Source organism: Lichenicoccus roseus, assembly GCF_005844085.1.
GTDB classification, from domain to species: Bacteria; Pseudomonadota; Alphaproteobacteria; order Acetobacterales; family Acetobacteraceae; genus Lichenicoccus; species Lichenicoccus roseus.
Genome location: NZ_VCDI01000001.1, coordinates 44,501 through 65,724, shown reverse-complemented (window position 1 = coordinate 65,724; position 21,224 = coordinate 44,501). Strand labels below are relative to the sequence as shown.

15 protein-coding genes are annotated in these 21,224 nt (G+C 69.2%); 10 read left to right on the top strand and 5 right to left on the bottom strand.

Translation table 11 applies throughout. The features are described 5' to 3' along the window. Positions 1-103: 103 nt before the first annotated feature. The 3 genes from murJ to FE263_RS00255 all read right to left on the bottom strand — a co-directional run bounded on the left by murJ (position 104) and on the right by FE263_RS00255 (position 3,545). Positions 104-1,672, bottom strand: coding sequence for a murein biosynthesis integral membrane protein MurJ (murJ, locus tag FE263_RS00265; protein WP_138323965.1), 1,569 nt, complete (start codon positions 1,670-1,672; stop codon positions 104-106). Between the two features lie 85 nt (positions 1,673-1,757). Then, positions 1,758-2,129 (bottom strand): hypothetical protein, encoded by a 372-nt coding sequence (locus FE263_RS00260; RefSeq protein WP_138323964.1) that lies wholly within the window; start codon positions 2,127-2,129, stop codon positions 1,758-1,760. 174 nt (positions 2,130-2,303) lie between these two features. Beyond that, on the bottom strand, positions 2,304-3,545 hold the full coding sequence (locus FE263_RS00255; protein WP_138323963.1) for an MFS transporter: 1,242 nt from the start codon (positions 3,543-3,545) through the stop codon (positions 2,304-2,306). 83 nt (positions 3,546-3,628) lie between these two features. On the opposite strand from FE263_RS00255, the gene FE263_RS00250 reads away from it, so the two are divergent. The 7 genes from FE263_RS00250 (at position 3,629) to FE263_RS00220 (ending at position 12,823) form a co-directional block, all read left to right on the top strand. Continuing rightward, positions 3,629-4,630: an ornithine cyclodeaminase family protein gene (locus FE263_RS00250; protein WP_138323962.1), complete on the top strand. Its 1,002-nt coding sequence runs from the start codon at positions 3,629-3,631 to the stop codon at positions 4,628-4,630. After that, positions 4,630-6,129, top strand: coding sequence for an aromatic amino acid lyase (locus FE263_RS00245; protein WP_138323961.1), 1,500 nt, complete (start codon positions 4,630-4,632; stop codon positions 6,127-6,129). The genes FE263_RS00250 and FE263_RS00245 overlap by 1 nt, the downstream gene beginning before the upstream one ends. 74 nt (positions 6,130-6,203) lie before the next feature. Continuing rightward, positions 6,204-8,015 (top strand): adenine deaminase C-terminal domain-containing protein, encoded by a 1,812-nt coding sequence (locus FE263_RS00240; protein ID WP_138323960.1) that lies wholly within the window; start codon positions 6,204-6,206, stop codon positions 8,013-8,015. A gap of 26 nt (positions 8,016-8,041) precedes the next feature. Next, positions 8,042-9,874: an ATP-binding protein gene (locus tag FE263_RS00235; protein ID WP_138323959.1), complete on the top strand. Its 1,833-nt coding sequence runs from the start codon at positions 8,042-8,044 to the stop codon at positions 9,872-9,874. Between the two features lie 67 nt (positions 9,875-9,941). Continuing rightward, complete coding sequence (locus FE263_RS00230) at positions 9,942-11,021, top strand: sugar ABC transporter substrate-binding protein (protein ID WP_138323958.1); 1,080 nt, start codon at positions 9,942-9,944, stop codon at positions 11,019-11,021. Positions 11,022-11,033: 12 nt separating this feature from the next. Beyond that, positions 11,034-12,038, top strand: coding sequence for an ABC transporter permease (locus FE263_RS00225; RefSeq protein WP_138323957.1), 1,005 nt, complete (start codon positions 11,034-11,036; stop codon positions 12,036-12,038). Continuing rightward, entirely contained in the window at positions 12,035-12,823 is a 789-nt protein-coding gene (locus tag FE263_RS00220; protein ID WP_171033856.1) for an ATP-binding cassette domain-containing protein, read from the top strand. The genes FE263_RS00225 and FE263_RS00220 overlap by 4 nt, the downstream gene beginning before the upstream one ends. 35 nt (positions 12,824-12,858) lie before the next feature. Here FE263_RS00220 and FE263_RS00215 read toward each other — a convergent pair whose 3' ends face one another. Continuing rightward, a complete protein-coding gene (locus FE263_RS00215; protein WP_240758913.1) occupies positions 12,859-13,350 on the bottom strand; it encodes a glutathione peroxidase in 492 nt (163 codons plus the stop codon). 149 nt (positions 13,351-13,499) lie between these two features. Between FE263_RS00215 and FE263_RS00210 the strand changes: the two genes are divergently transcribed. From FE263_RS00210 to FE263_RS00200, 3 genes are all read left to right on the top strand, one after another. Beyond that, complete coding sequence (locus FE263_RS00210; RefSeq protein WP_138323955.1) at positions 13,500-14,753, top strand: NupC/NupG family nucleoside CNT transporter; 1,254 nt, start codon at positions 13,500-13,502, stop codon at positions 14,751-14,753. Between the two features lie 34 nt (positions 14,754-14,787). Continuing rightward, a complete protein-coding gene (locus FE263_RS00205) occupies positions 14,788-15,471 on the top strand; it encodes a glutathione S-transferase family protein (RefSeq protein ID WP_138323954.1) in 684 nt (227 codons plus the stop codon). A 109-nt stretch (positions 15,472-15,580) separates the two neighbouring features. Continuing rightward, positions 15,581-20,218, top strand: a complete 4,638-nt coding sequence (locus FE263_RS00200) for an FkbM family methyltransferase (RefSeq protein WP_138323953.1) — start codon at positions 15,581-15,583, stop codon at positions 20,216-20,218. Positions 20,219-20,269: 51 nt separating this feature from the next. On the opposite strand, the gene FE263_RS00195 is transcribed toward FE263_RS00200, so the two are convergent. Continuing rightward, positions 20,270-21,187, bottom strand: a complete 918-nt coding sequence (locus FE263_RS00195; protein WP_138323952.1) for a ferritin-like domain-containing protein — start codon at positions 21,185-21,187, stop codon at positions 20,270-20,272. Between the last annotated feature and the right edge of the window lie 37 nt (positions 21,188-21,224).

Below are 21,224 nucleotides of genomic sequence, written 5' to 3'. Positions count from 1 at the left end.
CTATGCAGGAAACAGACCAAAATGGAACAAATGACAGGAAATCAGCGTCCGGGCTTACCAGTTCTTTCTGACAACACCCCGCAATAGATATTGCTCTTTTACGTCAGATCGGTCCGGCCCGCCGCGTCGGCACGCGCCGCCGGAATTGCCGCCGGACCTGATCGGCGACTTTGATGCCGAGGATCTGCAGCGCCGCCGCGTAGCTCGCCAGGCCAAGCGCGATCAGCCCGGTGAGCACCAGCAGACGGCGGCCGCCGTGCATGTGGATCACCGGCGTGGTGAGCATCGATTGCGCAACGAGCAGGATCGCTGCCATGGCGATCGAAGCGAGCAGCACGCGTGCCAGCCGCCAGAGCAGCACCCGGTCCGGCCGCAGCCAGCCGCGGCGCAGCAGGAAACCGCCAAGCAGGCCGGTATTGAGGATGGCGGCCAGCGAACTTGCCAGTGGCGGTCCGATATGGGCGAGGGGACGCATCAGCGCGAGGTTGAGCGCGAAGTTGATCACCAGCGTGCTGATGCCGATCCGCACCGGCGTGCCGGTGTCGCCGCGCGCGAAGAAGGCTGGCGACAGCACCTTCACCAGCACGAAGAACGGCAGACCGAGTGCATATCCGCACAAGGATTGGGCGGAGAGCACGGCGGCGTGCGCGGTAAACGCACCGGATTCGAACAGGGTCGCCATCAGCGGCACCGCGAGCGAGGCCAGTGCGAACGCCGCCGGCAGGGTCAGGATCAGGCCGTATTCGATGGCGCGGTTCTGGGTGCGGTGGGCAGCCTCGACCTGGCCGGTCTGCACCTCGCGGGTCAGCACCGGCAGCATGGTGGTGCCCGCCGCGTTGCCGAGCACGCCGAGCGGCAGCTGGTTGAGGCGGTCGGCGAAATACATCAGCGACAGGCTGCCGGGCGGCAGCCAGGTGGCGATCAGCGTGTCGACGGTGAGGTTGAGCTGGCTGATGCCGCTGCCGACCAGGCCGGGCACCATGCGCCGCATCAGTTCGCGCATGTCCGGCGTCAGCCGTGGCCGCGGCAGCCCCAGCCCCATGCCGGCGCGGTGGCTGCCCACCAGCAGGATGCCGAGCTGCACCACGCCCGACAGCGTGAAGCCCCAGGCGGCGGCGATGGCGACGCTCGGCACGTGCGGCGTCAGCCAGACGATGCAGGCGATGCCGACCAGGTTGAAGGCGACGTAGGCGAACGACGCGGTGCCGAAACGGTCGAGCCCGTTCAGCACCCCGGAGACCAGGGCGGCCAGGCAGATCAGCATCAGGTAGGGGAAGGTGATGCGGGCGAGTTCGACGGCGAGCGCGAAGGTGGCCGGGTTACGGGCGAGGCCGGAGCCGATCACGTACATCAGTTGCGGCATGAAGATCTCGCCGAGCACGGTGATGCCGAGCAGCCAGAAGCCGAGCACCGCCATCGCCTCGCGGGCGAAGCGTCGCGCGGTATCGTGCCCCTCGCGTGCCAGCAGCGACGAGAACAGCGGCACGAAGGCGGCGTTGAAGGCGCCCTCGCCGAACAGCCGGCGGAACATGTTGGGCAGCCGCACCGCGACCTGGAAGGCATCCTGGGCCGGACCCACGCCCATGTAGGTGGCGAGCAGGCGGTCGCGCACCAGCCCGAGGATGCGGCTCGCCATGGTCCAGCCGCCGACAGTGAGGATGCCCTTGATCATGCGCCGCCTTATGCAGGAAGCGGGGTGGCGGTGTCACACGTGGCGGCGGCCTGCGGACGCCGCCAGCTCGGCTTGCAAGACGGCATCATCCGCTTCCAGCGCATCGAGCCCGGGCCCGCATCGGCTGGGGTGCGGCCGCGATCTCGCGCCCGGCGAAACGCGGCACGACGTGCTGCGGGCAGTTCCAGTCGAGATGCTCCAGGGGAAGCAGGAATCCGCGCTCCACCTTCCCCTTGCAGCCCGGGGTGGCAAGCCGCGCGGCGGGCTCCGGATCGGCAGCGAGGCCGCGTGTCCCGACGCGGGCGTACAGCTTCATCCTGCTGCGGTTCGGGTAGTCCATCAGGATCAGCGCCGCCCGGTCGTTCCCCGAGAGGTTGCCAAGGCCGCGGTCGGGTCCGCATCCCGGGGTACCGGGGTGACCAGGGTGCTCCACTACCAGTGCGACGATGCCCTCCACAGAGGCTCGCTCCGCCTGATCCTGACGCAATCCGAGCCCGAACCGGTGCCGGTGGATCTCATCGATGCCAGCCGGGGTGGATTGCCCTTGGAGGTGCGGGTGTCCCCGACTTTGCCGCGGTCCGTCTCGGGGACAGGCTGAAACGCGTTCGGGCCTGACCGGACCGTCCCGTCGTCAGCGTGCGCGCATTCCGGTTGCGTAGATCAGGGCGGATGCAACGGCGACGGCGGCACCGGTGAACAGGGCGGCCGAGAACGATTGCGTCTCGTCGATCAACAGGCCGGTGAGCATCGGCGCCAGCGCGCCGCCGAGCGAGCCGCCGACATTCTGGATCGCCTCCAGCGTCGCCACCGAGGCAGGCCCGGTCGCCACCGCCGCCAGCGCCCAGCCGCAGGAGGAGGCGAGGTTGGCGCAGAACAGGGCGAGGCTGGACAGCAGGATCGCCGGCCATGCCGAACGGCACAGGGCGAGCGCCGCGGTCGCCGCCGCGGCGAGCAGCAATCCGGCGACCAGCGGACGGACGCAGGCGGCGACCGGCGCCACCCCCCTGCGTCCGAGCGCGTGCGACACCGCGCCGCCGAGCAGCGCGCCGCCGAAGCCGCAGAGCTGCGGCACCGCCGCCCAGATGCCGACCTGATGCAGCGACAGATGCAGCACGCTGTGCAGGTAGTCCGGTAGCCAGGCGCCGTAGAGCCAGGTCAGGTAGATCACGCCGAAGAAGCCGGTCGCCATGCTCCAGCTGGTCCGGGTGCGCAGCAGGGCGCGCCAGCCGTCTCCCGGGCCGGTGGTCGCGACCGTCCGTTCCGGCATGCGGTCCTGCGGCTGGTCCGGCTGGTGGTCCGCGTGCGGATCGCGGTACAGCGCATGCCAGGCCACTGCCACGAGCAGTCCGAGCGCGCCGATCACCACGAAGGCGGCCCGCCAGCCCAGGCCGAGGATCAGCACGGTCAGGATGGGCGGGGCGATCGCCGGGCCGAGCGCCGAGGAGGCGTTGAAGATGCCGATCGGCAGCGCGCGGCTGCCCGGACCCCACCAGGCGGTGCAGGCCTTGGTTCCGGCCAGATAGAGCGGCGATTCGCCGACGCCGAGCGCCAGCCGTGCGGTGACGAAGCTGCCCAGCCCGCCCGCGAAGCCGGCGGCGGCCTGCGCGCACGACCAGACGCATAATCCAAGGGTCAGCAGCCATCGCGGGCCGTAGCGGTCGATCAGCACGCCGACCGGGATCTGCGAGAGCCCGTAGCTCCAGGAGAAGGCGGACAGCAGCACGCCCATTTGGGCGCGCGACAGGCCGAGGCTCTGGCGGATCGGCGCATTGGCGATCGCCACCGCAGACCGGTCGAGATAGTTGACGCAGCCGGCGATCATCAGCAGGCCTAGCGTCACGATCCGGATGCGTCGGAGCTGGCGCGCGGTCATGGGGTGCGGCGTAGCAGCGCGACCCCGCCCCGGCTAGCGGCCTGCTAGATTCGCCGTCCCAATCGGACAGGAGCACGCCGACGATGCAGCCGATCTACATCGACTTCCTCAACCGGTTCGACATCGAGGCGCTGGCGATCACCGACGACGAGATCCTCCACGCGATCGAGACCAGCCTGGCGACGCAGGGGCGCGGCGAGGCGGTGATCGAGCCGCGCATGCATCTGGAGCCGGGCGTTGCGAACGGGCACTTCAACGTGCTGCGCGGGGCGTTGCGGGCGCCGATCGATCTTGCCGGCGTCAAGGTCGTCGGCGACTTCGTGGACAACTACAGGCTCGGGCTGCCGTCGGAACTCGCCACCCTGCTGCTGATGGATCCCGCCACCGGGATCCCGCGCGCCATCCTGGATGCGAGCGGCATCACCGACATGCGTACCGGCGCGGTCACCGCCATCGGCGCCAGGCATCTCGCACGGCGGAACTCGAAGGTGCTCGGCCATGTCGGGGCGCGCGGCACGGCGTACTGGAACGTCCGGCTGCTCGACCGCCTGTTCGGCTTCGACGAGATACGCATCCATTCCCGGCGGCCGGAGAGTCGCGAGGCGTTCGCGGCGAGGCTGAGCGAAGACCTCGGCAAGCCGGTGATCGCCACCGCGGACTGGCGCTCCTGCGTCGAGGGCGCCGACATCGTGGTCGAGGCGTCGCGCCTGTCGCAGCCGGAGCCGCTGCTGCGCACGGACTGGATCAAGCCCGGAGCGCTGGTCATCCCGTACGGCACCATGAGCGCGGTCGAGCTGTCGTTGTGCGGGATCATGGACAAGATGGTGGTCGATGACTGGGGCCAGTGCCGGGCCGGCAGGTTCGGCAGCCTGCGCGCCCATGTCGAGGCCGGGCTGCTGTCGGAGGCGACGCTGCATGCCGAGCTCGGCCAGATCGTCGCAGGGCTCAGGCCCGGTCGCGAGTCGGATGCGGAGACCATCCTGCTGTGGCATCGCGGGCTCTCCCTGTCCGACATCGCGCTCGGCCATGCGATGCTGGCCAAGGCGGCCCGCCTGTGCATCGGCCAGAAGCTGCGCTTCGCCTGATGGCGCCGGCGGATCGGGTGCTCGAGCTCGGCGGCAGCGAGACCCTCACGCCCCGTCGCCTGGTCGAGGCAGCACGGCAAAGCCATACCGTGCGACTGCATCCGGACGCGCTGGGCCGGATCGAGGCGGCGCACCGGACGGTCGTGCGGCAGGCGGCGGGCGGTGCCGCGATCTACGGCGTGTCGACCGGTCTCGGCGCCGTGGTGGATACCGCGATCGCTTTCGACGATGCCGGGCTGCAGCGTCGGGTGATCCGGGCGCGTGCGGTCGGCGTGGGGGCGGAGGCCACGGATGTCGAGGTGCGCGCGGTGATGATCGCGCGGCTTGCGGGTTTCGCGTGCGGCGTCTCCGGAGCATCGGCTGCGACCGTCCGGGCATACGCGGCCATGCTCGCCGCCGGCATCTATCCGGTGATGCCGCTGCGTGGATCGCTCGGCGAAGCCGACCTCGCCCCGCTCGCCCATGTCGCCCTGGTGCTGATCGGGGAGGGCAGCGCGCGGATCGGGGCGCAGGCCATGCCCGGCGCGGAGGCGCTGCGTCGCGCCGGGCTGCAGCCGGCCGCGCTCGGACCCAAGGACGGCCTTGCCCTGGTCTCGTCGAACGCGGTGTCGGTGGCGCTGGGGGCGCTGGCCCTGGATGCCGCGCGCACGGCGTTGTCGCGGCTGACGGCCTCCGCGGCGCTGGCCTTCGAGGCGCAGCTGGCCAACCTGTCGCCGCTGCGGGCGGATGCCGTGGCGCTTCGTCCGACCCCCGGGACCGCGCGGATCGCCGGCGAGATCCGGCAGTTGCTCGAGGGCGGCGACCTGGCCGCCGCCGCGGCCGGACGGCGCCTGCACGATCCGCTGAGCTTCCGGTGCGTGGCGCCGGTGCTGGGCGCGCTTCTGCATGCGATCGATCTGGCCGACGCGGCGGTGGCGCTTGCGCTGCGGACCCCGGACGACAATCCGGCGGTGCTGCCCGGAGCGGACGCGATCGTCGGCACCGCCGGCTTCGATACCACGCACCTGGTGCTGGCGTTCGAGATGCTCGGCCAGGCGATGGCGCGCGCGGCGAGCCTGGCCGGCGCGCGGATCCTGCAGCTGATGTCGGCCGGCACCACCGGGCTGCCCCGCTTCCTGGCGCCCGACCAGGATGGCAGCAGCGGGCTGGCGCCGTTGCAGAAGACGGTGGCCGCCCTGGTCGCCGACATCGCGCACCGGTCGCAGCCGATGCCGGCCACGATCCTGCCGGTCGCCGACGGGATGGAGGATTACGCGACGATGGCTGTCCCGGTGGTGCGCAAGACCGCATCGATCGGCGGGATGCTAGGCCTGCTCGCCGCGGCCGAGATGATCACCGCCGCGCAGGCCATCGACCTGCGGCCGGGGCACCGGCTGGGCCTCGGGACGGCCCGTCATCATGCCGCGATCCGGCGGCTGGTCCCGGCTCTCGCCGAGGATCGCAGCCTGGCGCATGAGCTTCAGGAGCTGCACCGCGCGCTGGGGTCCGCCGACCTGTAGATCGGTCGCCGCGACCGCCGGCCGGCGGTCGGAAAGCTATGTCGTCCGGCGCCGCTTCCACTAGCATCCACGCCATGACAGCAGCACCCGGCCTGACGCGCTTCTCGGTTCCACCCCTGCACGAGGTGACGCGCAGCCTCGCCGCCGTTGCCTCCGGGCGGCAGGCGCCGGAGCTGGTGATACGCGGCGCAAGGCTGCTCTCGACCTATTCCGGCCGGATGCTGGAGGGGCGCGAGCTATGGATCAGCCATGGCCGGATCGCCGCGATGCAGCCGCAGGGATCGGCGCGCGAGGCGGGACGGATCCATGACGCGCAGGGCGGCATCGTCGCCCCGGGGCTGATCGACCCGCACCTGCATATCGAGAGCAGCATGATGACCGCCTGCGCATACGCGGAAGCGGCGCTGCTGAACGGCACCACCACGATCTTCTGCGACAGCCACGAGATCGGCAACGTGTGCGACGCGGACGGCGTCGAGTGGATGCTGGAGGACGCGCGCGCCGCACCGCTCAGCATCTTCCTGACCGTGCCGAGCACGGTGCCGGCGACCTCGCCGGTGTTCGAGACCGCCGGCGGCGACCTGACGCCCGCCAAGATAGGCGCCCTGTTCGACCGCTGGCCGGAGGCGGTGGCGCTCGGCGAGAAGATGGATTTCGTGCAGCTCTGCGACGGCGACGTGCGCAGCCACGCCATCGTCGCCGAGGCGCTGCGCCGCGGCCGTCCGGTCAGCGGACATGTGTATGGGCGCGAGTTCGTGGCGGCCTATGCGGCGAGCGGCGTCACCGACACCCACGAGGCGGTGACGCGCGAGATCGCCGCCGACCTGATCGAGGCCGGGGTGTGGATCTTCCTGCGCGGCGGCCCGCCCGGCACGCCCTGGCACAGCCTGCCGGCGGCGATCCGTGCGGTGACCGAGCTCGGAGTGAGCGCGCAGCGGGTGTGCCTGTGCACCGACGACCGAGATGCCGACGACCTGTTCCTGTTCGGCCAGGACTGGGTGCTGCGCCAGGCGATCGGCGCCGGCATCGCGCGCGAGACCGCCTGGACGATGGGCTCGCTGCATGCGGCGACGCGCTTCGGCATGGACGGCGAGATCGGCGGCCTCGGCGGCGGCCGGCGCGCCGACCTGGTGCTGCTCGACGACGACATGCGGGTGCGCAACACCTGGTATGGCGGCGCACTGGCGGTCGAGGACGGCCGGGTGACCCCCGAGCTCGACCGTCAGCTCTCGACCATGCGCTACCGCTATCCGCAGGCGGCCTACCGGACCGTGCATCTGCCCGCGCAGGCGGCGCTGACACCGGCACTTCCCGAAGCACCCTGCCGCGTCAACGTCATCGCGGTGCGCGATCCGACCGACATCGCGCTCCATCACGAGGTGCTGGAGCTGCACGCCGCCGCCGGCTGGCAGGAGCATCTCGACAGCCACGACCTGTGCTTCGTGTCGGTGCTGGAACGGCACGGCCGCTCCGGGGAGGTGGCGCATGGGCTGCTGCGCGGCTTCGGGCTCAGCAACGGCGCGGTCGCCAGCAGTGTCGGCCACGATGCGCACAACCTCGTGGTTGCCGGCACCGGCGAGGCCGACATGCGGATCGCGGTCGAGGCGATCCGTGCCGCCAATGGCGGCGTGGTGGTGGTGCAGGCGGGCGCGGTGGTGGCGATGGTGGCGCTGCCGGTGGCCGGGCTGTTGTCCGACCTGCGCGCCACCGAGGTCGCGGCGCAGGCGTCGGTGCTCAAGCAGGCCTGGATCGCGGCCGGCTGCCGGCTGCCGTACATGGGGTTCAACCTGATCCCGCTGTCGGTGATCCCTGCTATACGCATCACCGACAAGGGGCTGGTGACGGTGCCGCAGATGCAGAGCCTTCCCCTCTTCGAGGCGGTCTGAGGGCCGCCTCCTTACCTTGGGGAAGCATGATGCACGCGCAGGTCACGCAGCTGCGTGTCGGCGACGAGGGCTTTCTCGTCACCAGCATGATCGACCGGTGCCCGAAATCGATGATGCTGCGCGAGCTGGTGCGCAACGCGATCGAGGCGGCCCAGACCGTGCCGGGCACATCCCCCGACACCGGCCCGGGAAACCAGCGTCGGGTCGAATTGTCCGCCATCCTCGTCAATGGCGTGCGGAAGCTTGCGATCTGGAACGGCGGCCGCGGCATGACGGCAGATGAGCTGCACCGCATGTGCGACATCGCATCCTCGATCCGCAAGCAGAACAGCCTGGAGCAGAATTTCGGCATGGGCGCCAAGGTCGCCTCGCTGCCATCGAACCGGCACGGCATGCGCTACCGCTCCTGCCACCAGGGACGTGTGCACGAGGTGCAGATCGGCCAGCGCAACGGCGTATATGGCCGCCTGAGGCGCAGCGTCGACGGCGTCGAGGGCTGGCACGACATGCAGGATGCCACTGCCCAGGCGCGGGCGGACGGACGCAGCCTGGCGGCCGACTGGACCGAGGTGGTGCTGCTCGGCAACCGGGCCGGCCAGGACACGCTCGCCGACCCGTATGATGGTGCGCCCGCGATGCCCGCCTACTGGGTTGCCGAGGAGCTGACCAAGAAATTCTTCCGGCTGCCGGACGGCATCGAGGTGCTGCTGCAGCCGGGTGCCACCACCGCGCCCGGGTGCTTCCGCTTTCGTGCCATCGCGGAACGGTTCGGTTCCGGTCCCGGCCATGACTACAGCCGTGCCGAAAGCGTGGCGGTCGGCGACGGCATCGTGGTGCACTACCTCTTCGATGAGTTCCTGCCTGGCAGCACGACGGTCACGTGCGCCGGCAACGGCATGCCGTATTTCGTTCACGGCGCCGGCGGGCTGGTGTTCAGGGACGAGATCTACGACCTCGCCTGGAACCAGGACTGGCTGCACGCCGGGCCGGTGTTCGGCATCCCGTTCGCAGGCCGCAACATATCCGTCTATGTCGAGCTTCCGGACGACTTCCCCGTGCTGCCCGACGGCTACCGCCAGTTCCTGCGGCATCGCGGCGGGCTGCAGCAGCAGGTCTCGCTGCGCGACTATGCGGGCCTGGTGGCTGCAAACCGGCCCGGCTGGCTGGTGGCGCTGATCCAGGCGCGGGCGCCGGGCAGCGCAGCCTCGCCGGAAATCGCCGCCACCCTCGCACAGTTGCTGCGCGACCTCGGGGTGCCGCGCCGGAGCCGGGCAGCGACGCGGCGGGCGGCGGACGTGTCGCCACCACCGGACGCAGAGGCGGTGCAACTCGATGCGGGGGAGGCCGCCGATCCGGCCGTAGCGGCACCCGATGCCGGCCAGCCGGACGGGCACGAGGAGATCGAACCGGAAGGCGCGGACTTCGAGTCGGCGCCGCAGATCGTCATGCTGCGCGACGAGGTCGAGGTTTCGGCACGCGGCCTGCGGGAGCGGGCCGCGCGCTACTATCCCGAGACCCACCAGCTGTTCGTGAACTGCCTCTATGCGGCGGTGGCGGCCATGCAGTCGGTGCTCGAGCGCGAGTTCGGCTGGATGGCAGACCAGGACACGCTCCGGGAGCGTGCGCAGCACCAGGCCGAGCAGTCCATGGTCGAGCGGGTCGGGCGCATGCTGGTGTTCGGGCTGGCCAAGCAGCCGAGCTGGGCGGGCTGGGAGATGGACCACGCGCTGTCGAGCCAGGCGCTGACGCTGGCGGCCGACGATCATTACGGCAGCCTGCCGGTGTCCCGGGAGGTACTGCGTGCGATATTCCGGCAGTCCCGATACGATGTTACGCAAAAACCCCGCGGGTCGCTTTGACAACCGACGGCAACCGCGCAAATCTCGCGGCGGCGCCCGTTCAAGAGGCGCATCCGGAGGAATACCCATGTCTCACGACGACGATGCGCCGCCCGCAGATCGCCTGCGGCGCGGCCTTCTGCATAGCGCCGGGCTCGCCGGCCTGGCCTCTTCGGCGGCGCTGCTGGCCGGTGGCCGTGCGACGGCCGCCCCGGCCGGCCCGTTCCCGAGCCATCCGAACTGGCGCTTCGTCTTCGTGAACCACGTGACGACCAATCCGTTCTTCACGCCAACCCAGTACGGCATCCACGACGCCACCGCGCTGCTCGGCTGCAGCTACCAGTGGACCGGGTCCGCGACCGCCGACGTCAGCGAGATGGTGAACGCGATGAACTCCGCGATCGCCGCCAAGGCGAGCGCGATCGGCGTCTGCATCGTCGACCCGAAGGCGTTCAACGACCCGATCGAGCGGGCGCTCGCCGCCGGCATCCCGGTGTTCGCCTACAATGCCGACGCACCTGCCAACAGCGGCAGCAAGCGTCTTGCCTATATCGGCCAGGACCTGTTCGAGGCGGGCGTGCTGCTCGGCGAGCGGATCGTGAGCCTGGTCGATAGCGGAACGATCGCGATGTTCATCGCAACCCCCGGGCAGCTCAACATCCAGCCACGACTCGACGGCGCCACCAGCGCCATCAAGAAGTCCGGCAAGTCGATCACCATCGACGTCGTCGCGACCGGTGCGACGGTCAACGAGGAGCTGTCGAAGATCAAGTCGTACTATCTGGGCCACCAACACGTGAAGGGCATGTTCGCGGTCGATGCCGGCAGCACCCAGGGCATCGCCGAGACCATGGACCAGTATTCGCTGGCGTCCAAAGGCGTGCATGGCGGCGGCTTCGACCTGCTGCCGCGCACCCTCGAGCTGATCCAGAAGGGAGCGCTCGACTTCACCATCGACCAGCAGGCCTACCTGCAGGGCTTCTATACCTGCATGGAGATGTTCACCTTCCTGGTCTCCGGCGGCCTTACCGGTCCTGCCGATATCAACACTGGCCTGAAGTTCGTCACCAAGGACAACGTCAAGCCGTATCTCTCCACCTCCACCCGGTACGAGGGGAAATCGGCGACGGCGCAGATCGTGCCGATGACCGGCGCCATCGGCGGCTGACGGTACCCGTCGATGGCAACGACAGGCGTCACCCAGCCGGTCCGGCGCTCCTCGACAGGAGTGCTGCTGGAGAGCGTGCTCAAGTGGCGCGAGATCAGCATCCTCCTGGTGGCGGTGCTGCTGATCGCCTATTTCGAAGCCGAGAACCGCGACTTCCTGCTGACGTCGGCCAGCCTGGAGAACCTGTCGCAATTCATCGCGCCGGCAGCGATCATCTCGTTCGGCGAAATCATGCTGATGATCGGCGGGGAGATCGATCTTTCCGCCGGCATGATCTTCGCCTTCGCGCCGTTCGTGATGCATTTCGCGGTCGTTGCCGGAATGCCGGCGCCGGTCGGGCTGCTGCTCGCCTTGCTCGCGAGCGGCCTGATCGGCGTCGTCAACGGCGTCGTCACCTTGTTCCTGCGCGTGCCGAGCTTCGTCACCACGCTCGGCACCATGTTCCTGCTCAACGGCCTGACGCTGACGCTGTCTGCCGGCACCCCGGTCGACGTGCCGGGGTCGCCGGGCTTCCAGGCCTTCTTCGGCCACTGGGGCTATAGCGAGATCTGCTGGGCGATCGTCATCGGGCTCATGATGCACGTCCTGCTGCGCAACACCCGCTGGGGCCTGCACACCGTCGCCTCCGGAGGCAATCCGCACGGCGCCGCGGAGACCGGCATAAACGTGAGGCGCCTCAAGATCGGCAATTTCATCCTCAGCGCGGTGCTGTCGGGGTTTGTCGGCATCCTCGAAGGGTGTCGCATCTCGTCGGTGGATCCGCAGGCGGGCGGCAGCCAGATCATGTTCCTGGCGGTCGCGTCCGGCGTCATCGGCGGCACCTCGCTCGCCGGCGGTTCGGGCACCATCATCGGCGGCCTGATCGGCGCCACCGTGCTGGGCGTGCTGAACGACGGCTTCACGCTGATCGGCATCAACGCCTTCACCTTCAACATCATCCTGGGGGCCGCGATCCTGATCGCCATGGTCTTCAACATCCACATGACGCGGCTGTCCCGCCTGGGTGGTGCGCGATGACCGCCGACGTGACGCAGGTGAATTCGGAAATCATCCGCGCCGAGAACATCGTGATGAAGTTCGGCGCGCTCACCGCCCTGCGCGGCGTGTCGCTCGACCTCAAGCGCGGCGAGATCCTTGGTATCCTCGGCGACAACGGCGCCGGCAAGTCGACGCTGATGAAGATCATCACCGGCTTCCAGGCGCCGACCGAGGGCCAGCTTTTCATCGATGGGCAGGCGGTGCAGCTGCGCTCGGTCGACCATGCGCGCTCGCTCGGCATCGAGTGCGTCTACCAGGATCTCGCGCTGGCGAACGGGCTGTCGATCTTCCACAACATGTTCCTCAACCGCGAGATCGTCTATCCGGGCCCGTTCCGGCTGCTCAACAACCGTGCCATGCGCCGGCGCACCCAGGAGCTGCTCGACGAGATCGGCGTGCACGTGCCGTCGGTGGACCTGCCGGTCGAGCGTCTGTCGGGGGGCCAGCGGCAGGCGATCGCTGTGGCGCGTGCGGTGAATTCGAACGCCCGGGTGCTGCTGCTGGATGAGCCGTTGGCCGCGATGGGTGCGCGCGAGGCCGGCCTGATCATCGACCTGATCCTGCGCCTGAAGGCGAAGGGTTCGCTGTCGATCATCATGATCATGCACAACTACGCGCAGACGCTGGAGATCGCCGACCGCATCATGCTGATGCAGCGGGGTGCGGTGACCTACGAGAACCATGCCGCCGCCACCTCGGTGCCCGAGCTGATGGAGATCGTGCGCCGCGAATACCGCTCGATGCGAAACCCCGCCAGCGCCTGACCGGAAGCCCTGGCGCCGGCCTTGGGGAGCTGGCCTCACTCCGACAGGATGGCCCGGTCGATCGCGGTCCGCACGCGGTGGTTCATCGGCTTGGTGACGCTGGTGAACCAGGTCTGCAGCCGGCCGTCGCGGCCGATCAGGTATTTGTAGAAGTTCCAGCGCGGCTTCGACAGCACGCCGCCCTGCTGGGCCAGCCACCGGTACAGCGGGTGCGCCTCCGGACCGCTCACGTGCAGCTTCGCAGCCATCGGGAACGAGACCCCGTAGTTGCGGGCACAGAAGGCCTGGATCTCCTCGGCACTGCCCGGCTCCTGGCGGCCGAAATCATTGCAGGGCGTGCCGATCACCACCAGCCCGCGGCCGCGGTAATGCGACCAGACCGCCTGCAGCTCCTCGTACTGCGGCGTGAAGCCGCATTTCGACGCGGTGTTAACCAGGAGCACCGGCTGGCCGGCATAGCGGCTCAGCGGCAAGGCGCCGCCTTCGAGGAGGTCCAGGCTGTAGTCGTGGGCGGTCTGCTGGGGCATCGGCATATCCATGCTCGGGTGGTGCGGTCGGGCGAGACGGGGCAACGCCCGGATCCGACGAGGGATCTTGGCGGCAGGATTGGTGGCGACGGGTTCTTCGGCCATAACCATGCCATGAACCGCGGCCGCATGCTCTTCCGGATCCCGGCATGCCGGCCCTGACCGCCATCCTGCATGGCGTTTCAGGCATCGCGGTGCTGATCGCAATCGCGGTCGCCTGCTCGTTCGATCGCAGGCGGATCCGGTTGCGCACGGTGGCGGCGGCCCTCGCCTTGCAGTTCGCGATCGGCGCGCTGATCCTGTTCGTGCCCGCCGGACGGCAGGCTCTGCACGGCGTCTCCCTGGTCGTGAACCAGGTGCTCGGCTACGGCAACGACGGCATAGAATTCCTGTTCGGCGGCCTGGTCGGACCGCGCATGTTCACGGTGTTTCCCGACGGCGGCTTCGTGTTCGCGCTGCGCGTGCTGCCGCAGATCATCTACATCTCGGCGCTGATCGCGGTGCTGTACTATTTCCACATCATGCAGACCCTGGCGCGCATCCTCGGCGGTGCGCTGCGAGCCGTGGTCGGCACCTCGGCGATCGAGAGCTTCTCGGCGGTCACCACGATCTTCCTGGGCCAGAGCGAGATGCCGGTGGCGATCCGGCCCTTCGTGGCGCTGCTGACCCGGGCCGAACTGTTCGCGGTGATGTCGAGCGGCACCGCCTCGGTGGCGGGCTCGGTGCTCGCCGGCTATGCCGGCCTAGGTGTGCCGATCGACTATCTGCTGGCGGCCTCCTTCATGGCGATCCCCGGCGGCCTGCTGTTCGCGAAGCTGCTGCTGCCGAGCAGCGAGCCGTCGCCGGTCACCACGCTCGATCTCGACTTCGAGGAGCGCCGTCCGGCCAACGTGTTCGAGGCGGTGGCGATCGGCACCACCAACGGCGTCCGGGTCGCGGTCGCGGTGGGTTCGATGCTGGTCGCCTTCATCGGCCTGATCGCCTGCCTGAACGGGCTGGTCGGCTGGCTGGGCGGCCTCGCGCACCATCCCGGCCTGTCGCTCGAAGGCATCCTCGGCTGGCTGTTCGCGCCGCTGGCCTGGCTGATCGGCGTGCGGTCGGATCTCTGCGTGCTGGTCGGCGGCATCATCGGACAGAAGATCGTGTTCAACGAGTTCGTCGCCTACGTGCATCTGTCGCCGCTGATCCACGCGCACGCGCTGGACAACCGCAGCCTGGCGATCGCGTCGTTCGCGCTGTGCGGTTTCGCCAACTTCTCCTCGATCGGCATCCTGCTCGCCGGCTTCGGCAGCGTCGCCCCGGAGCGCCGCGCCGAGGTCTCGCGGCTCGGCCTGCGCGCGGTACTGGCCGGCACGTTGTCGAACCTCGCCAGTGCCACCATCGCCGGCATGTTCATCTCCTGACGCCTTTGCCCCGAACCATGCGGATCGATTACGAATGACCCTGACCGTGCATCATCTCGAGAACAGCCGCTCGCAGCGCGTGCTGTTCCTGCTCGAGGAACTTGGCGTGCCTTACGAGGTGCGTCGCTACCGGCGCAATCCCAGGACCATGCTGGCGCCGGCCGAACTCCGCGCGGTGCATCCGCTCGGCAAGTCGCCGCTGGTCACCGACGGCGAGCGTACGCTGGCGGAGACCGGCGCCATCATGGAGTACCTGGCAAGCCATCATGGCGATGGCACGCTGATGGGTGCGCCCGGCTCGAAGGAGCGCGAGCGGGTCACGTACTACCTGCATTATGCCGAGGGCTCGCTGATGCCGTTGATGCTGCTGCAGCTGGTCGTCTCGCGCCTGCCGCAGTCTCCGCCGAAGCCGCTGCGGCCGTTGTTGCGACCTCTTCTGCGCGGCATCGTCGGGGGCGTCGACCGGCAATTCCTCGGTCCCCAGCTCGACCTGCACCTGAACTTCCTCGACCGTGAGTTGGAGGGCCGGCAATTTTTTGCCGGGGACACATTCACGGTGGCCGATGCGCAGATGAGCTTCCCGATCGAGATCGCCGGCCTGCGCCTGAAGGCGCTTGGCGCGGCGCGGCCCAACCTGCAAGGCTGGCTCGACCGGCTGCGTGTCCGTCCGGCATACGCACGTGCGCTCGAACGCGGCGGCCCGTACAAGATCGGCTAGCTCGCAGACAGGCGGGGCAAAACGAGGCCGTGCGATCATCCGTCGGGTTGATCCAGACGTTACCCTGGAACATGGATTGGTTTCTGAAAAGTTCCGGTATGGTTTCGGTATGACTTTCATCTCCTACGCGCAGAATCTCGAGGACGTCCTGCTGTGGCGTGCCCTCGGCGGGATCGAGCGCGGCTTCTATGTCGATGTCGGTGCCTATCATCCCGACAGCGACAGCGTGACCCGTGCCTTCTACGACCGCGGCTGGAGCGGCCTCAACATCGAGCCGCTGGCCGAGGCGGCGCGGCGCCTGATCGCAGCAAGGCCACGCGACGTCACGCTGCAGGTCGCCATCGGCGCCGAGGCCGGCGAGATGCCGTTCTATCGCATCGACGGCAGCGGCCTGTCGACGCTGGATCCGGAGATCGCGGCGCAGCACGAGGCGGCTGGACTGCGGGTCACGCCGGGCCGTGTACGCGTATCGACCCTGGCCGAGATCTGCACGCTGCACGCACAGCCCGAGATCCATTTCCTCAAGATCGATGTCGAGGGTGCCGAGCGCGCCGTGCTGGAGGGCGCCGATCTGGTGCGGTTCCGGCCGTGGATCGTGCTGGTCGAGGCAACTGCGCCCACTACCAGTCGGCCGACGCATGCCGGCTGGGAGCCGTTGCTGCTCGAGGCCGAGTATGACTTCGTCTGGTTCGACGGGCTGAACCGCTACTACGTCGCGCATGAGCGTCATGACCGGCTGGCGCCTGCGTTCAGCAGCCAGCCCAACGTCTTCGATGATTTCATGCGTGACCGGGACAGCGCGCTGATCGGACGCGCGGCTGCCCTGGAAACCGAGGTTGCCATGCTGCGCGAGCGGATCGGCCTCGCCGAAGCGCAGGCGCAGGCGGCGTCCGGTTCCGAGCGGCGATGGCGCGAGACTGCGCTGCACGACAGCGAACGGCTGCTCGAAAGCCTCGGACGACTGCGCAACCAGGCCACGCAGACCGAGCAGGAACTGGCGCGCGATCTCGCCGCCGAGCAGGCGGCGCTGCATCTCAGCCGCCATGAGCTGCAGCATACGCATCTGCGCCTGCAGAGGGCGTTGCAGGAAGTCGAGGCCCTGCACGAAAGCAGCTCGTGGAAGCTGACCCGGCCGGTGCGGGTGGCCATCCGCCAGGCACGCCGGTTTGCCGGCGGTGGCGCACCACCGGCGTCGCCGCAGGCAGTGGCGCCGTCATCGGGCCCGGTGCCGGCCACGCTCGCGCCGCTTGCGGATGACCATGCCGCGGACGAGGCAACGGACGAGCCTGGGGAGCAGGATGAGGAGCTGTTCCTGGCATCGCTGCCGCCGCTGCCGATCACGCCGCCGCCGCCGCTGACCGCGACGGCCCTGCAGTCCGGCGGGCTGACCGCGGTGCACCAGTTTCATTCCGGTTCCGCCGTGCACGACGCCATCACCAACGCGATGCTGCTCACGCGCGGGCTGCTGCGCGGCATGGGCTATCACAGCGAGATCTATACCGAACAGCCGCCGGAGGCGCTGGCGGACGAGCTGTTGCCGATGGAGGCGCTGCCGCGTCACGACGGCTACGTGCTGATCGTCCGCCATTCGATGGGCTACGACCGTTTCGAGCAGATCCTGGCCCTGCCGGCGCCGAAGCTGCTGCTGTACCACAACATCACGCCGCCCGAGCTGCTGCTGCGGCATCCGCATCTCGCGCATTATGCAAAGCTGGGTCGACGGCAGCTTGCCACCTTCCGCGGCCGGGTCGCGGCGGCGCTGGCGGACAGCGAATACAACGCCAACGAGCTGCGTGGCCTCGGCCTCGCTCCGGTGCGCGCCTGCACGCTGCTGTTCGATCCGGAGCGGTTGCGGCGCAGCGCCGCGGACGCGAAAGCCAAGCTGCGCGACGGCGCGGTGTTCACGGTTCTATTCGTCGGACGCATCAACTCGTCGAAGGGCCAGCTCGAACTGGTCGAGGCGTTCGCCGCCTTCCGGTCACGGTTGTCGCGGCCGGCGCGGCTGGTGCTGGTCGGCGAGGAGGATGCCGCCGACGGACGCTATGTCGCCATGGTGCGGCAGGCGATCGAGCGGCACGGCCTGCAGGCGGACATCGTGCTGGCGGGCGGCGTCAGCGACACGATGCTGCATGAATGGTATGCGGCGGCCGATCTCTATGTCTCGCTGAGCTGGCATGAAGGCTTCGGGGTGCCGCTGGTCGAGGCGGTGGCGCATGGCGTGCCGGTGCTGGCTTGGCCGGGGGGTGCGGTGCCGTACACGCTCGGCACCGCAAGCGGCCTGCTGGAGGATCGCGCGCCGGCGGTTGTCGCCGGGCGCATGTTCAGCCTGGCCGAGGATGCCGACGCGCGTGCCGCGGTCACCCTGGCACAGGCTGCCTGCCTGGATCGTTTCACGCTCGACCGTCAGTGCGGGGTTCTGGCGCAGGCGCTGCTGCGCGCCGGCGCGGCGCCGCCGGCCGACTCTACGACCGCGACGTTGCTGGAAGCCAACCTGCGGTTCTCGATCACCGGGCATGTGAATGGCAGCTACAGCCTGGCGGCGATCAACCGCGACCTTGCGCGCGCGCTGGAATCCGTGCGTCCGGGCGCCGTGCGCGTACTGCCGGTCGAGGGCGCGCCGACCATGGACCTGTCCGGCGTGCCGGCTGACGAGATGCCGGAGCTCACGGCGCTGGCGCATCGACCGCCGCATGCGACCGGGCCCGGACTGGTGATCAGCCAGCACTATCCGGTGCACGTGCCACCGCGTCGCGGCGATGTCACGGTGGCGATGCTGTTCTGGGAAGAGACGCTGCTGCCATCGAGCACGATCGAGTTGCTGGGCCGGCATTTCGATGCCGTGGTTGCACCGACATGCTTCGTGCGCGATGCGCTGCTGCAGAGCGGGCTTCGTGTGCCGGTCCGGGTGATCCCGCCGGCGGTACGGCTGGAGCGGTTCGCGGCGCTGCGCGCCGCGCCGCGCACGCCCTCGCCGGTGCACCGCTTCCTGCACGTGTCGTCGTGCTTTCCGCGCAAGGGGGTCGACGCGCTGCTGCGCGCCTGGGCCGTCGCGTTCCGCGCCGGCGATCCGGTCAGGCTGGTGATCAAGGGCTTTCCCAACCCGCACAACGACGTGGCGCAGCAGCTGGAGGCGTTGCGCGCGGCCGAACCCGGCCTTGCCCCCGTGGAGCTGATCGATGCCGACCTGGAAGGCGACGCCCTGCTGGCGCTGTACCGGGATGCCGACACGATGGTCCTGCCGACCCGCGGCGAGGGCTATAATCTGCCGGCGGCGGAAGCGCTGGCCGCCGGTCTCGGGCTGATCGTCACCGGGCGTGGCGGCCACATGGATTTCTGCACCGGGCCGGATGGTCCGCTGCCCGGCGTGCGGCTGGTGCACTACCGGGCGGCGCCTTCGCGAACCCATCTTGCGACGCCGCATTCGCTCTGGCTGGAACCGGCGCATGACGATCTCGTCGCCGCGCTGCGGGAACGCATCGCGACCATCCGGCCGGCAGCGGAGGGACTGCGCCTGCCCGACGCGAACCATCTCGCAGCTGCCTGGTCCGGTCTCGCCCGTGACCTGCTGCTGGCGGCGCCGGCCACGATCCCACGCGTCACCTGGGTTTCCAGCTGGGGTATCCGCTGCGGTGTCGCCGAATATTCGCGCCAGATGCTGGATGGGATGCTGGATCGGCCGGGCGAGGGGGCCGGATTACACGTCCGTGTCCTGTGCGACCGGCGCACCGTGATCGACCACGACGCACCTGCCGACGACGACCGGAAGATCGAGGTCTGGCCCTGCTGGAACTCCGGCGACCGGCGAACCGTCGAGCCCCTGGCCTTGGCGATCGCGGCCGACGACGCGCAGGCCGTCGTGCTGCAGCACCAGCCCGGCCTGCTGTCCTTCGAGAACCTGGGTCGACTGCTCGATCATCGGGCCATGCGGGGCCGGATCGTGCTGGTGACGCTGCACAACACCAGCCACCTGCTCGACCTCGCCGACCAAGCGCTGCAATCGGCAGTCGTCGCCTTGCGACGCGCAGACCGGGTCCTGGTGCATACCGTAGCCGACCTCGAAAGGCTGCAGTCGCTCGGCCTCGTCGACAATATCGTGCTGCTGCCGCACGGCGTCGCGCATTCGCCGCCGCCGCCGGCGCCGCGGCAAATCGGAGAAGACGATCGGCCGATCATCGGCTGCTACGGATTTTTCCTGCCGGGCAAGGGCATCGACATCCTGATCGGTGCTTTTGCCATGCTGCGCAGGCGCTGGCCGGGCGCGAGGCTGCTGCTGGTGAACGCCGAATACGACCATCCTGACTCGCTTGGCGAGATCCACCGCTGCCAGGCACTGGCGGCCGATCTCGGCATAGACGGGGCGGTGACCTTCGAGACCGGCTTCCTGACGCACCGCCGCTCGCTCGAACTTCTCTCGACCTGTGACGTGGTGGCCCTGCCGTATCGTCCGTCCAAGGAGGCGTCGAGCGCCGCGATGCGTACCGCCCTCACCAGTGGAGTCGCGGTCGCGGTCACCCCGGTCGATCTTTTCGAGGAAGCCGGGGAGGCGGTCTACCGCTTCGACGACACCACTGCGGACGCGGTGGCAAGGGGGATTGCCAGCCTGCTCGCCGATCGGGACCTCCGGATGGCGCAGCAGTATCGCAGCCGGGACTGGATCGCGGCCCGCCAGTGGCCGGATATCGGTCGACGCCTGTCCGGTATGATCGCCGGTTTGATCCGCACGCGAACTCTCGATCAGGGGTCATGAAAAAGGCCGGAGCCACGAGGGCTCCGGCCTGGATCAAGGTATCTCGATCGATCAGACGACGGTGACGGAACCGTTCACGCCGTTCGGGAAGAACAGCCCACCCGCGGTGCCGGCGGCACTGCTGCCATACGCAATCGCCAGCACCTGCTGCGGGGTGCGACGATAGTTCTGCCCGTTGGTGTCGACGTTGGTGAGGTTGAACGGGTTTCCGGCGACACTGGTGCCGTTGTCACCAACGCCTGACAGCTTCGCCCGCAGCGCCGAGATCGCGTCGGTCGCGGCACCCGCCCCGATGTTCGAGAGGAAGCCACGGATCGCACCCGCCTGGTAGCCTTCGGCGCCGAGGAAGCTGGCGGCGTAGGCGATGTTGGTCGGGTTGGTGAGCAGAGCCGCGGCACCGGCGAGGGCGGTGACGCAGACATCCTCGAGCACGTACGCGCCGAGCAGGAACGAGACCTCGTCGGCGAACGGATTGAAGCTCTGGCCGGGCGCGATCAGGCCGGCCGCGGTTGCGAGAACGGTCCAGCTGTCGGCGAGGTCGATCGAGGGCTCGGCGATCGCCGCCGAGCCAAGAACCTCGCGCACGGTGAGGACATGCGCGAGCTCGTCGTTGGCGAGCTGCTGGGCATAGTAGGCGAGCGCCGTGGTCTGGAAGGGCACCGCCGAGCCGCCGGTGACGGTTCCCTGGGTGCCGGTACCGGTCACGGCACTGTAGCTGCTAAGGCCCTTGCCGGTCGCTGCCCGCAGATAATACTCGGCGCCGAGATATTCGAAGTTCAGCGCGAAGTTGAAGATCACGGCGTCGGTGATGGCCTGCGCATTGGCCTTCTTGCTGGTCAGCGCGCCCGCTGCCGCGACACCAGCCAGTCCCAGTCCGGCGCGGCGTAGCATGGAGCGGCGGGGAGCCTCGTTCTTGGTCGCCTCGACGGCGTCGTCCTTGACCGCCGCGATAGTGGTTTCGTCCAACATTTTGGAGATCTCCAGCGAGCCTTCAGGCGGCCCGGAA

Coding starts and splice junctions, on each gene's coding strand:
- murJ (WP_138323965.1), bottom strand. CDS start 1,672: ATGATCAAGGGCATCCTCACTGTCGGCGGCTGGACCATGGCGAGCCGC.
- FE263_RS00255 (WP_138323963.1), bottom strand. CDS start 3,545: ATGACCGCGCGCCAGCTCCGACGCATCCGGATCGTGACGCTAGGCCTG.
- FE263_RS00250 (WP_138323962.1), top strand. CDS start 3,629: ATGCAGCCGATCTACATCGACTTCCTCAACCGGTTCGACATCGAGGCG.
- FE263_RS00245 (WP_138323961.1), top strand. CDS start 4,630: ATGGCGCCGGCGGATCGGGTGCTCGAGCTCGGCGGCAGCGAGACCCTC.
- FE263_RS00240 (WP_138323960.1), top strand. CDS start 6,204: ATGACAGCAGCACCCGGCCTGACGCGCTTCTCGGTTCCACCCCTGCAC.
- FE263_RS00235 (WP_138323959.1), top strand. CDS start 8,042: ATGATGCACGCGCAGGTCACGCAGCTGCGTGTCGGCGACGAGGGCTTT.
- FE263_RS00230 (WP_138323958.1), top strand. CDS start 9,942: ATGTCTCACGACGACGATGCGCCGCCCGCAGATCGCCTGCGGCGCGGC.
- FE263_RS00225 (WP_138323957.1), top strand. CDS start 11,034: ATGGCAACGACAGGCGTCACCCAGCCGGTCCGGCGCTCCTCGACAGGA.
- FE263_RS00220 (WP_171033856.1), top strand. CDS start 12,035: ATGACCGCCGACGTGACGCAGGTGAATTCGGAAATCATCCGCGCCGAG.
- FE263_RS00215 (WP_240758913.1), bottom strand. CDS start 13,350: ATGCCCCAGCAGACCGCCCACGACTACAGCCTGGACCTCCTCGAAGGC.
- FE263_RS00210 (WP_138323955.1), top strand. CDS start 13,500: ATGCCGGCCCTGACCGCCATCCTGCATGGCGTTTCAGGCATCGCGGTG.
- FE263_RS00205 (WP_138323954.1), top strand. CDS start 14,788: ATGACCCTGACCGTGCATCATCTCGAGAACAGCCGCTCGCAGCGCGTG.
- FE263_RS00200 (WP_138323953.1), top strand. CDS start 15,581: ATGACTTTCATCTCCTACGCGCAGAATCTCGAGGACGTCCTGCTGTGG.
- FE263_RS00195 (WP_138323952.1), bottom strand. CDS start 21,187: ATGTTGGACGAAACCACTATCGCGGCGGTCAAGGACGACGCCGTCGAG.